Annotated in this window: 7 protein-coding genes and 2 pseudogenes; 4 read left to right on the top strand and 5 right to left on the bottom strand. The window is 66.1% G+C overall.

The annotated features are described in order from the left end of the window. Positions 1-2,521 (bottom strand): retention module-containing protein (locus Q6A47_RS15240; protein ID WP_304484702.1); only part of this gene is annotated, 2,521 nt, incomplete at its 3' end. A gap of 468 nt (positions 2,522-2,989) precedes the next feature. Between Q6A47_RS15240 and Q6A47_RS15235 the strand changes: the two genes are divergently transcribed. The 3 genes from Q6A47_RS15235 (at position 2,990) to Q6A47_RS15225 (ending at position 7,946) form a co-directional block, all read left to right on the top strand. Further along, on the top strand, positions 2,990-4,363 hold the full coding sequence (locus Q6A47_RS15235; protein ID WP_039576240.1) for a TolC family outer membrane protein: 1,374 nt from the start codon (positions 2,990-2,992) through the stop codon (positions 4,361-4,363). 66 nt (positions 4,364-4,429) lie between these two features. Next, positions 4,430-6,574, top strand: coding sequence for a type I secretion system permease/ATPase (locus tag Q6A47_RS15230; protein WP_304484701.1), 2,145 nt, complete (start codon positions 4,430-4,432; stop codon positions 6,572-6,574). Positions 6,575-6,602: 28 nt separating this feature from the next. Then, on the top strand, positions 6,603-7,946 hold the full coding sequence (locus tag Q6A47_RS15225) for an HlyD family type I secretion periplasmic adaptor subunit (protein WP_304484700.1): 1,344 nt from the start codon (positions 6,603-6,605) through the stop codon (positions 7,944-7,946). Here Q6A47_RS15225 and Q6A47_RS15220 read toward each other — a convergent pair. From Q6A47_RS15220 to Q6A47_RS15210, 4 genes and pseudogenes are all read right to left on the bottom strand, one after another. Further along, on the bottom strand, positions 7,943-8,548 hold the full coding sequence (locus Q6A47_RS15220) for a tRNA-uridine aminocarboxypropyltransferase (RefSeq protein WP_304484699.1): 606 nt from the start codon (positions 8,546-8,548) through the stop codon (positions 7,943-7,945). The two genes, Q6A47_RS15225 and Q6A47_RS15220, sit on opposite strands and share 4 nt — an antisense overlap. 80 nt (positions 8,549-8,628) lie before the next feature. Then, positions 8,629-9,150, bottom strand: a pseudogene (locus tag Q6A47_RS23025) (methyl-accepting chemotaxis protein); the annotation flags it as partial. A gap of 732 nt (positions 9,151-9,882) precedes the next feature. Next, positions 9,883-10,194 (bottom strand): annotated as a pseudogene (locus tag Q6A47_RS23020) (PAS domain-containing protein); the annotation flags it as partial. A gap of 159 nt (positions 10,195-10,353) precedes the next feature. Beyond that, positions 10,354-11,247 carry a LysR family transcriptional regulator gene (locus Q6A47_RS15210; protein WP_029615208.1) on the bottom strand — a complete coding sequence of 298 codons (894 nt, stop codon included), beginning with the start codon at positions 11,245-11,247 and terminating at the stop codon, positions 10,354-10,356. 224 nt (positions 11,248-11,471) lie between these two features. Here Q6A47_RS15210 and speB point away from each other — a divergent pair, with 224 nt between their 5' ends. Then, a complete protein-coding gene (gene speB / locus Q6A47_RS15205; protein WP_029615209.1) occupies positions 11,472-12,422 on the top strand; it encodes an agmatinase in 951 nt (316 codons plus the stop codon). Positions 12,423-12,465: the final 43 nt, after the last annotated feature.

Genomic DNA, 12,465 nt, shown 5'->3' with positions numbered 1-12,465 from the left:
CGACGATGCTGATGACCACGGTGCCCGTGGTCGAGTTACCCAGCGAATCCTTCACCTGATAGGTGAACGACTCCGTCAGCGTATTCGCCCCGTCATTGAGGTTGTCCGGCGACTTCGGCGCCGAGGTAAGCGTGTAGGTGTAGGAACCATCGGCGTTGAGCTGGATCTGGCCGTATTGGCCGACAGCGTTGCCCACCAGCGCGAAGGTCAAGGCCCCTACGCCGCCACTCACCGTTCCGGCCAACGTTCCGGACGCGGTTTCCGCGTTCGACTGCGGGTCGCTGCCCACCACGGTGCCAGGGGCGAGGTCGTTGCCGTCCTTGATCAGATCGAGCGCCTTCTCGTACACCGTCACCCCATCGTTGGGACCGACGATCAGTGCACAGTCGCGGACATCGATGGTCAAGGTGGTAGTGCTCTCGTCGCCGTCTCCGTCGCGCAAGGTGTAGACGAAGACATCGACCGCACCGGAGGGCGGTGCGACATTGGGATTGGCGTGGTAGACCGCATTACCGGCGCCATCGAGGGTCAGGGTGCCATACAGGCCCACCACGGCAGTTCCCAGGTTGCCGCTGGCCGACGTCGAGGTGTCGGCGCCCGCGCGCACGCCCACCACATACTGGCCGTCGGCCCGAACATCGGCGCCGATCACATCGTTGACCAACACGTTGGCGCTGACGGTGCCGCCCTCGTAGACCGTGGCGACGTCGCTAGACGCCTGAGGCACGTCGTCGACAATGTTGACGTCCAGGCTGGCCGTGGCGCGGCTGCCGTCCGTGTCCTGGGCAATCACACTGAAATGCTCGCTCAGGCTGTTCGCCCCCTGGCCGGCAGGGTGGCCTTCGTTACCGCGCAAGGTGTAGCTGTAGCTCACCACGCCGGTGGCCGGATCGTAGCCGAGCAGGGTCAAGGTGTTGCCCAGGGCCGTGACGATCGACTGCGGCAAGCCCGCGACCACGCCACCACTGACCACGGCGATGCCACCGACGCTCAGGCTCTGCAGGCCGTCTGCCGCGCTGACCGTGAAGCTGCCCTGCTGGGTCAACGCCGCCGGATCGGGGGAGGTGCCCGTGCTCAGGTTCTTCTCGTAGACCGTCAGCTCACCGCCGTCCACGTCCAGGCCACGGAGGATCACCGGATCGTCCAGATTGGTGACGTTCAGGGTCAGGGTCGCGCTGCTGGTATCGCCGTCGGCGTCGCGCAGGGTGTAGGTGAAGGTCTCGGTGCCGTGCCCGCCTCCGTGGAGGTTCTTGAAGTCCGCAGCGTCGGGGTTGAGGGTGTAGGTGTAGGAACCGTCGGCCGCCAATTGCAGGGTGCCGTAGGTGCCGGCATAGGTGCCGGCGACCACTGGGCCGCTGGCGATGCGGTCGGCGCCCTGGATGTCGTTGTCCAGCACGTTGCCGGTCAACTGCACTGACTGCTCGTTGGCGCTGAGCGGATTGCTGTCGTTGACCGCCGTGGGCACGTCGTCGCGGATGATCACATCCAGCGAGCCGCTGGCGGTATCGCCGTCGGTGTCGCTGGCCAGCACTGTGAAGTGCTCGCCCAGCAGGTTGGCGCCGTCGCCTGCGGGGTGCTGCTCGGCGCCGGTAAGGGTGTAGCTGTAGCTGACCAGGCCATTGGCCGCGTCATAGCCGGTAATGGTCAGCTGGTTGCCAAGGCCGGTGGTGATCGACTGGCCGACACCGGTCACCACGCCGGCGGTGACCACGTTGATGCCACCGACGCTGAGATTGAACAGCCCGTCGAGCGCGACCACGGTGAAACTGCCGGTTTGCGTCAGGGCCTGGGGATTGGGCGCCGAGCCTTGTGGCAGATTGGCTTCGTTCAGGCTCAGCTCTGCGGGATTCAGGTCGAGACCGCCCAGGGTAACAGGGTGGTCTGGGGGCGTAACCGGCGGAGTGACAGGCGGATTCACCGGCGGTGTAACAGGTGGAGTGACCGGTGGGGTCACAGGCGGCGTGACAGGTGGCGGATTGGTCGCGGGGCCCGCGCCTGGGGGATTACCGCTCGGGTCGAGTCCGCCGAGGTCACGATTGGCCAACTCGGGCGTGCCATTGAAACCGGCGGTGGGGAAACCGACCGTAGGGTCGACTCGCCCGGCGACCTCGGTCAGCAGCACGAAGCTGTGCCCACCGCCCAACGCACCCGGTGCGCCATTGGCACCGGGACCGGCGGCAGGCGCCTCGCCTTCCTGGGTCGGGTCACCGCCCGCGGCGATGGCCTGCTGCAAGCGCTCGACGTCGCTGAGCTGGGCCTGGGTGGGCGTCGGATCGGGCGCCTGGACGTGGGGCGCATGATTGGCCAGCAGGTCCGGCGTGAGCGTCAGGCTGCTGCCTCGCCCGAGGGTCAGCTCGGCGCCATTGGCCAAGCGAACCGCCACGGCGCCGGCAAGACCGGTGTCCAGTTGCTCCCCAGCGAACAGCCGATCGCCCTCCACCAGCAAGCGCCGGGCACCATCACTGGCGACCGCGAACACCTGACCGATCACCTTGCTCACCACCCCGATTGAACCCGCCATGAACATACGCCTCCGATGCTGGTGCTCGTTACAGGCGATTCCGGAAACCGCGCGACGCGATCAGGTTCAACCACTTCACCTGTCAGATCCGTGAGAAATCCCGCTCACTTTGGACCTAATACGCAGGGACTAATACCAAGTAGCCATCAGTCAATCGCCAATATTTTGTCGCCAAAATACGCCTCAATTTTGCTTTCCGGCGCCCGCACTGCAAACAAACGTGGAACTTTCAGTAAAGCCCGGAAATCAGGTACTTCAGCCAATTAACCGAGCGACTGTGTAGAACAATGTCTCGGTTTTCTTAGAGCTCATAAGTTTTTTTTCGCATATCACTTATGAAGAAATCTTCTTAGCTTTGCCACGAAATGTTCTTAGCTCTGTTGTTACAAACCTGAAACGGTTTTAACATGCATTTCCGTCATTTTTTTGGCGAGTGCAGCACCTTATTCGATCAGGGAGAAGTACCCGATGCGCGTTCCAACCCCCATCACCAGCGCCATCTTGTTGGCCATGGTCTGTGCCAACGCACAGGCGATGTCGATCACCGAGGCCGTCCAGAGTGCCGTGGACTACCACCCTCAGATCAGTTCCAACCGCAACAGCAAGCTCTCGGCCGATGAGGATGTGAAGTTCGCGCGCGGCGGCTACTTCCCCACCGTCGACCTGGTCGCCGGCTACGGGCGCCAGCGCTCGGACAACCAGAACACCCGTGGCGTGAACCCTGATGGCACGCGCAACCACGACAAGGCGACCCTGAACTACACACAGTCCGAACTGCGCCTGCGGCAGATGATCTTCGACGGTTTCAACACCTCCAACGAAGTCGGTCGCACGCAATCGGTGGCCACCTCGCGCGCCTACTACACCCAGGCCGTGGCCCAGGACGTGGCGCTGCGCGCCATCGAGGTGTATCTGGAGGTGCTCAAGCGCCGCGAACTGGTGACCCTGGCTCGTAACAACCTGCAAGCGCACCTGCGCGTGAACGATCAGATCGGCCTGCGCAGCGAACGCGGCGTAGGCAGCACCGCCGACCTCGACCAGTCCCGCGCCCGACGCGCGCTGGCGGAAAACAACCTGGACACCGCCGAAGTGGACCTGGCCGACGCCGAGGCCAACTTCTACAGCGTCGTCGGCCGTCAGCCGGACGAGCTGGAAGCACCGAGCAGCATCAAGATCCAGATGCCCAACACACTGGACGAAGCCCGCCAGGGCATGCGCGAGAACAACCCGTACCTGAAATCGGCACAAGCCGACGTGAATGCCGCCGAGAAGCAGTACGAAGTGGCCAAGTCGCCCTTCTACCCGCGCCTGGATGCGGTGCTGGCCACCGGCGCCAACAACAACACCGGCGGTGAGCGCGGTCACAGCAACAACGACTGGCAAGCCGGCGTCGAGCTCAGCTACAACCTGTTCCGTGGCGGCAGCGACAAGGCGCGCCTGGAGTCTGATTCGTACAAGATCAACCAGGCCATGGACATCCGCAACAACGCCCTGCGCGAGCTCACCGAGAACCTGAGCCTGGCGTGGAACGCCATGAACAATGCGCGCAAGCAGACCCCGAGCGCCCGCGAATACGCCGAGACCACCACGCGGGTGCGCGCGGCGTACCAGGACCAGTTCGGTCTGGGCCAACGCACCCTGCTCGACGTGCTCGACAGCGAAAACGAGCTGTACAACGCCAACCGCCGCTACACCGAAGTGCGCTACACCGAGGAGTACTCGATGTACCGCGTGCTGGCGACCATGGGCGAGCTGCTGACCAAGCAGCGCATCACCCTGCCGCCGGAAGCCATCGCCACCACCGAAGTCCGTACTCAGGCGCAATTGCCCGAAATGCGTTAAGCCCTGCGACGCGGTCGGGCGTGCGCCTCGACCGCTTCCCGTCCCGCGCGACAGGAGTAGGCCATCGTGACGTCACTGCACCGCACACCGCCGCCCGAGGCGGCGGACGACCCCCTCCTCGACGGCCTGCTGATCCTGTGCAAGGTGCACGGCTGCGCGGCCAGCCGTGCCAGCCTGTGTGCCGGCCTGCCGCTGCCCGAGCAGCGCCTGGACCTGGCCCTGCTGCCGCGTGCCGCCGCACGCGCCGGGCTGCAGGCGCGGGTGCTGCGCCGTGAACTGGGCGCGATCAGTGCGCTGAACCTGCCCGTGCTGCTGCTGTTGAGCGATGGCCGCAGCGCCGTGCTGCAACGTTGGGGCGAGGACGGCCAGGCGCTGATCCTGCCCTGCGAGGCCGAAGGCGGCGAGCAGTGGGTGCAGCGTCACGCGCTGGAACAGGTCTACAGCGGGCACGCCCTGTTCGCCCGCCCTCGGCATACCCTCGAAGCGCTGCGCGCGCCCCTGCTGCCCCGGGTCGAAGCCTGGTTTCGCGACACCCTCAAGCATTCGCGCGGGCTGTACGGCGACGCATTGCTGGCCAGCCTACTGATCAACCTGCTCGGACTGCTGGTACCGCTGTTCGTGATGCAGACTTACGACCGCGTGGTGCCCAACCAGGCGCTGTCGACGCTGTGGGTGCTGGTCATCGGCCTGTTCATCGGCACCGCCTTTGAGCTGGTGCTGCGCATGGTGCGCGCGCACTTGCTGGACCAGGCTGGCAAGAAGACCGACCTGATCCTCTCGGCCACGCTGTTCGAACGCATCACCGGCATGGCCATGAAAGCGCGCCCCGCCAGCATCGGCGGCTTCGCCCAGAGCATCCACGACTTCCAGGGCCTGCGCGAATTCCTCACCGCCGTCACCCTCACCAGCCTCATCGACCTGCCTTTCGTGCTGCTGATGCTGCTGGTGATCGGCCTGCTCGGCGGCTGGCTGGTGCTGATCCCGCTGCTGGCCTTTCCCGTGGCCATGGGCGCCGCCCTGCTGATCCAGGCCCGCTTGCGCGACACGGTGGACAAGAGCTTGAGCCTGGGCGCGGTACGCCAGGCCTTGCTGATCGAAACCCTCGGCGGCCTGGAAACCCTCAAGGTCTGTGGCGCCGAGAGCGAGCGCCAATACCAGTGGGAGCACACCAACGGCGCCATCGCCCGGCTCGACGCCCACGCCCGCAACCTGGCGTCGCTGGCGACCAACGGCACGCTGTTCATCCAGCAGTTCTGCGGCATGGCGACCATCGTCGCCGGGGTCTACGCGATCATCGCCGGCGCCCTGAGCGTCGGCGCCCTGGTCGCCTGCTACATGCTCGGCAGCCGGGTGCTGGCGCCACTGGGGCAGATCGCCGGGCTGATCACCCGCTACCAGCAGGCGCAACTGACCATGCGCAGCACCGACGCGCTGATGGCCCTGCCCCAGGAGCGCCAGCCCGACCAGCAGGTGCTGGAACGCACCGCGTTGCAGGGCGGCATCGACGTCAGTCACGTGAGCTTTCGCTATCCCGGCCAGACCGCAGCGGCCCTGAACGACGTCAACCTGAGCATCACCCCCGGCGAACGGATCGGCATCATCGGCCGCAGCGGCTCGGGCAAGAGCACCTTAGGTCGCCTGCTGATGGGCCTGTATCACGCCGACGAAGGCCAGGTGCTGCTGGACAACCTGGACCTGCGTCAGTTGGATGTCGCCGACCTGCGCCGCCAACTCGGCTACGTGGCCCACGACCTGCCATTGCTGGCCGGCAGCCTGCGCGACAACCTCACACTCGGCGCCCGCCACGTCAGCACCGCGCGCCTGCTCGAGGTGGCCGCGTTGACCGGCGTCGACGCGCTGGCCCGCCAGCACCCGCAGGGCTTCGACCGGCCCGTGGGCGAACGCGGGCAACTGCTCTCCGGCGGCCAGCGCCAGGCCGTGCTGCTGGCCCGCGCGCTGCTGCTGGAGCCGCCGATCCTGATGCTCGACGAGCCGACCAGCCACTTGGACAACAGCAGCGAGGATCAACTGCGCCAGCGTCTGCTGGACTGGGTGCCGGGCAAGACGCTGCTGCTGGTGACCCACCGCAGCTCGATGCTCGCGCTGGTACAGCGGTTGGTGGTGCTGGACAACGGCAAGGTGGTGGCCGATGGGCCGAAGGATGCCGTGATCGAGGCCCTGCGCAAGGGCCGTATTGGCGCGGCGCTGTGATGAGCGTCCGCTTGGCGTGAGGTGAACCATGTCCCTGACCGACACTGCACGCACTGCCCCTGCAGACGCCGAGCGCGACTACATGCCGGAGCTGGCCGGCGCCACGCTGCAGGACTCGCCGTGCCTGTCGCGCCTGACCGTGTGGCTGGCCGGCGCGTTGCTGCTGGTGGCGCTGATCTGGGCGCACTTCGCCGTGCTCGACGAGGTTACCGTTGGCGACGGCAAAGCCATTCCCTCCTCCAAGGTGCAGGTGATCCAGAACCTGGAGGGCGGCATCGTCACCGAGATTTTCGTGCGCGAGGGGCAGATGGTCGATAAAGGGGCGACCCTGCTGCGCCTGGACGACACCCGCTTCAAGTCGAACAAGGGCGAAAGCGAGGCCGACCGCTATGCCCTGACTGCGCAGGTCGAACGTCTGTCGGCTGAGGCCGAAGGACGCCCCTTCGTGCTCTCCGACCCGGTACGCGCCAAGGCGCCCCAGGTGGCCGAGGACGAGATCGCCCTGTACCAATCGCGCCAGCGCCGCCTGGCCAGCGAGAAGCAGACGCTCAACGAGCAGTTGCGACAGAAGACCCAGGAGCTCGCCGAGTTCCGCTCCAAGGTGGACCAGTACCGCTCGGCGGTCGGGCTGCTGCAGCAGGAACTGGACATGTCTTCGCCACTGGTGAGCAAAGGTGCCATTTCACCGGTGGAGATCCTGCGTCTCAAGCAACGCAGCGTCGAGGCGCGCGGGCAGCTCAACGCCACCAACCTGGCCATCCCCCGCGCCGAAGCGGCCATCGCCGAAATCCGCAGCAAGATCCAGGAATCGGATGCCGGCTTTCGCTCCGACGCCGCCAAGGAGCTCAACGACAAACGCACCGAGCTGTCGAAACTGACCGCCACCAGCATCGCCATCGACGACCGGGTCAACCGCACCACGGTGGTCTCGCCGGTGCGGGGCATCGTCAAAGTGCTCAAGGTCAACACCATCGGTGGCGTGGTCCAGCCCGGCAGCGACCTGATCGAGATCGTGCCGATCGAGGACAACCTGCTGATCGAGGCCAAGGTGCGCCCGCAGGACGTGGCCTTCCTGCATCCGGGGCAGACGGCGATGGTCAAGTTCAGCGCCTACGACTACACGATCTACGGTGGCCTCAAGGCGCGCCTGGAATTGATCGGCGCCGACACCGTCAGCGACGACAAGGGCAATGCGTTCTACCTGATCCAGGTGCGCACCGAGAACAATCACCTGGGCACGACCGACAAACCGCTGCTGATCATCCCCGGCATGACCGCGACGGTGGACATCATCACCGGACACAAGAGCGTACTGGACTACCTGCTCAAGCCGGTGCTGAAGGCGCGCACCGAGGCCCTGCGTGAACGTTAGGCTCCGCCCTGGCCGTGATTGCGCTCGAAGGTCTCGGCGCCCATGGCCTGGATCTGCCCTTCGATCAGCGCCTCGAACGGGCGCAGCAGCGCATCGAACCGGACCGGCGCCTCCAGGACGTCGAGCGCCTGCACCACCGCCTCGATCGTCGACAGCGCCCCTGGCTGCGGCGCCTTGCGCAGGCGATAACGCGAAGGCGGCACCTGGCCCAGGGTCAGTCGTGGCAGCGCGTCGAGCAGTGGGTTGAGGTACAGCAGCTTGCGCGCCTTGCGCCAGGTACCGTCGGGCACGATCAGCAGCAGCGGCAACGCGTCGTGCTCGGCGTAGGGCTGCACGATCTCTGCCTGCTCGCCGGGAAACAGCAGCGCCGGGCGATAACCTGGCGTGGCCAGCAACGCGGGCAGTTGGTCGAACACCTCGCCGCTCAGCAACTCGGCATTGCGCAGGCCCAAGGCGGCCAGTCGCGCGGTGTTCAGCGCATGGGAGGTCTCGCTGGCGTGCTGCAGCAGGACCACGCGGGTACGGCTGGGCAGCGATGGGATCAGCGCGCAGAGGCAGTGGGCAAGCGGACGCTGGCAGCGTGTGCAGCGGGGTCTGGACATGGGCTCTCCTCAAGGCGCGCAGTGTGCCACACCGGCCTGCGGTGTGGCTGCTGATCGCCGCGATGACGCCCTCTTCGCGCTTACCGGCTGAAGCGCTCCGCCAAGCTGTGCAGGTACTCGGCCATGCGCTCCAGGTCCTGGCTGATCTCGGCGCCCTGCTTGGCCTGCCCGGCGCTCTCGTCGCACAACTGGGCGATGCGCACGATCTGCTGGTTGATGTCCTCGGCCACATGGCTCTGCTGCTCGGAGGCCGTCGCCATCTGCTGGCTCATGCCGGTGATGCGGCTGACGGCCTGGACGATGCCGGTCAGCGCCGTCTGCACCGCCTCGACGCTGTGCATGCTGTCGCGGGAAATCTGCTCGCCGCGCCCGGCGCTGGTCACCGCACGCTCGGCGCCAGCACGCAGCGTATCGATGATCTGGTGAATTTCCTCGGTGGAGGTGCGGGTGCGCTGCGCCAGCGAACGCACCTCATCGGCCACCACCGCGAAACCTCGTCCCTGCTCGCCCGCACGCGCAGCTTCGATGGCGGCGTTGAGCGCCAGCAGGTTGGTCTGTTCGGCGATGGCGGTGATCACGTCCACCACGCTGCCGATGCTCTGCGTCTGCTCGGCCAGGGCGTCGACCGCCTGGCTGATGTCGCCGACCGCCTCGCTCATGCTGCCCATGGCGCGCAGGCTCTGGCGCGCCAGTTCGCTGCCCTGCTGCGCCAACTGGTCAGCATCGCCGGCAGCATGGGCGGTGCTCTGCACATTCTGGGTGACCTCCTGGATGGTCGCGGCCATCTCGGCGATGGCGGTGGCCGACTGGTCGGTTTCGCTGCGCTGACGGTCGAGCATCCGCGCCTGGGCGTCGGACAGCTCAGCCGACTGCGCAGCCCGCGACTTGACCCCGACGCCCGCGTCCACCAGGCGAGTCAGGGCCGTCTGCAGCCGTGCCTCTTCGCTGATGATGGCCAGGTCGAGCTGCCCGCGCAGACCCGGGTTGTCGCTGTAGGTCAGCGCCACCAGCGGGCTGGTGAAGGCCTTGGGGTGATCGGCGAGGGTGCGGCGGATGGCCCGGTTCTGGCGGTGCTCGATCAGCCAGCCGGCGCCGAGCAGGCTGGCCAGCAGCACGCCGAGGGCGCCCGGCAGCGGCAGCCACAGCATGCCCGCGGCGGCGATCGCTGCCGCGACCAGCAGGGGTCCACCGGTGCCGAGCCATTGGGTCAGGCGCGCCACCTTCGGCACCGCTGAACGTCCGGCATTGAGCCGCGCATAGAGCGCCTCGGCGCGGCGAATCTGTTCGCGGCTGGGCACCGAGCGCACCGACTCGTAGCCGCTGAGCCGACCGTTCTCGTAGACCGCCGTGACATAGGCGCTGACCCAGTAGTAGTCACCGTTCTTGGCCCGGTTCTTCACCACCCCCATCCAGGCTTTGCCTTGCTTGATGGTGTCCCACATGTGACCGAATACCGCCGGTGGCATGTCGGGATGGCGCACCAGATTGTGCGGCTGGCCCACCAGTTCCTCGTAGGTGAAACCGCTGATGGCCACGAAGGCCTCGTTGCAATAGGTGATCCGACTGTCCAGGTCGGTGGTGGAGATCAGCCGCTGCTCACTGGGGAAAGTTCTTTCTTGCTCGGTCACGGGCAAATTCGTGCGCATCGCGGGCGGTCCTTGCTGGTTCGGGTGTAGGGATTGAACAAAACGTTTACAGGTTTAGCAGAGCGCGTCAGTGCCGGATAACGCCATTCGACGAACAGCCACCGACGCGACGACGCGGTGATAGGAAAAGGCCGATCAGGCCCAGGGTGGCGCCGGTCATCAACCGACGTTCAACTGCGACTTGAGCAAGTCACGAAAAGTCTGGATCAGCGGTTCGCGACTGCGGCCCCGGCGAATGATCAGGGAAAACGGCGCCTGGTAGCCGAAGGTCGCGGGCGACAGCACACGCAGGTCGCCTTTGTCGGCCCAGGCCTGGGCGTAATGCTCGGGCAGGTAGCCGATGTAGGCGCCGGAGAGGATCAGGATCAACTGCGCTTCCATGCTCTCCACCGTGGCCGCGCTGTGCTTGAAGCCATGCCGGGCCAGTTCCGCCTGGCTCCAGTAGCCGCGCCCGACCATGCGCTGCTGGGTGATGACCTGGGCGGGGATGCGCCGCTCGGCGTACAGCGGATGACGGTTGCTGCAGTACAGCCAATGCTGCTCGCGGTACAGCGGTTGGTAAAGCAACCCGCTCATGCGCGAAGAAAAGGCGCCGATGGCCAGGTCCAGGCGGTTGTCCTGCACCCCCAGTTGCAGCTCGTAGGGGCTGGACACCGACAGGTGCAAGTGCACCGCCGGGTGCTCCTGGCTATAGGCACCGATCGCCTCGGCCAGCGGCAGGGCGCGGTCGCCCACGGTGGAGTCGATCACGCCGAGGTTGAGGGTGCCGCGCAGTTCGCCCTTGAGCGCGGCGGCGTACTGCTCGAAGCCGTCCAGCTCGCCAAGCAGGCGCAAGGTCTCCTGGTGGAACAGCTCGCCCTTGCTGGTCAGGCTGAAACCGCCACGGCCGCGGTGGCACAGCACCAGGCCGAGGCTGCTTTCCAACTGGCTCATGTAGGTGCTGATGGCCGACGTGGACAAGTTGAGGTCGCGCTGGGCATTGGCGAAGCCCTGGTGACGCACCACGCTCGCAAAGATGCGCAGCAGCTTCAGGTCGGGCAGCGTTGAGGCCATGACACACCGGTCCACTCGGAAAATTCCGACAGAGTCTACAGCGCCTGGAGAGTGATAGTTTAGAAATTCCTGAAGTAAGTATTTGTCGGTAGCGATTCTTCCGCGCCACTACCTCTCGCACACTCGGCCGAAATGTCCCTGGTCGCCGGCCCCGTGCCTGGCTCGAGCGCGCCGCGACACAGGTTCGAACAAACACAACAATCGACCGACTGATGAGGCCCACCGTGGACAAGATTCTCCACCAACCACTGGGCGGCAACGAAATGCCGCGTTTCGGCGGCATCGCCACCATGCTGCGTCTTCCCCACCTGCAGAGCGCCGAAGGCCTGGACGCGGCCTTCATCGGCGTGCCGCTGGACATCGGCACCTCGCTGCGCGCCGGCACCCGCTTCGGCCCTCGGCAGATCCGCGCCGAATCGGTGATGATCCGCCCCTACAACATGGCCACCGGCGCCGCCCCGTTCGACTCACTGTCGGTGGCCGACATCGGCGACGTGGCGATCAACACCTTCAACCTGCTCGACGCCGTACGCATCATCGAAGAAGCCTACGACCAGATCCTCGAACACAACATCATCCCGCTGACCCTGGGCGGCGATCACACCATCACCCTGCCGATCCTGCGCGCCCTGCACAAGAAACACGGCAAGATCGGCCTGGTGCACATCGACGCCCACGCTGACGTCAACGATCATATGTTCGGCGAGAAGATCGCCCACGGCACCACCTTCCGCCGCGCCGTCGAAGAAGGCCTGCTGGACTGCGAGCGCGTGGTGCAGATCGGCCTGCGCGCCCAGGGCTATACCGCCGACGACTTCAACTGGAGCCGCCGCCAAGGCTTTCGCGTGGTGCAGGCCGAGGAGTGCTGGCACCAATCCCTGGCACCGCTCATGGCCGAAGTGCGCGAAAAGGTCGGCGGTGGCCCGGTGTACCTGTCGTTCGACATCGACGGCATCGATCCGGCCTGGGCGCCCGGCACCGGCACCCCGGAGATCGGTGGCCTGACCACCATCCAGGCCATGGAGATCATCCGTGGCTGCCAGGGCCTGGATTTGATCGGCTGCGACCTGGTGGAGGTCTCGCCGCCCTACGACACCACCGGCAACACCTCGCTGCTGGGAGCGAACCTGCTGTTCGAAATGCTCTGCGTGCTGCCGGGCGTGGTGCACCGCTAGGCCCGAATCCATGCAACACCCGGGCAGGAGCCGTGGGACAGGG

Source organism: Pseudomonas boreofloridensis, from assembly GCF_030580795.1.
Classification (GTDB): domain Bacteria; phylum Pseudomonadota; class Gammaproteobacteria; order Pseudomonadales; family Pseudomonadaceae; genus Aquipseudomonas; species Aquipseudomonas boreofloridensis.
This window is presented reverse-complemented; position numbering and strand designations above follow the sequence as displayed.

What these genes read in the sequence shown, in the direction of transcription:
- Q6A47_RS15210 (WP_029615208.1), bottom strand. Translation starts at nt 11,247, where the DNA reads ATGGCCTCAACGCTGCCCGACCTGAAGCTGCTGCGCATCTTTGCGAGC.
- Q6A47_RS15225 (WP_304484700.1), top strand. Translation starts at nt 6,603, where the DNA reads ATGTCCCTGACCGACACTGCACGCACTGCCCCTGCAGACGCCGAGCGC.
- Q6A47_RS15220 (WP_304484699.1), bottom strand. Translation starts at nt 8,548, where the DNA reads ATGTCCAGACCCCGCTGCACACGCTGCCAGCGTCCGCTTGCCCACTGC.
- Q6A47_RS15235 (WP_039576240.1), top strand. Translation starts at nt 2,990, where the DNA reads ATGCGCGTTCCAACCCCCATCACCAGCGCCATCTTGTTGGCCATGGTC.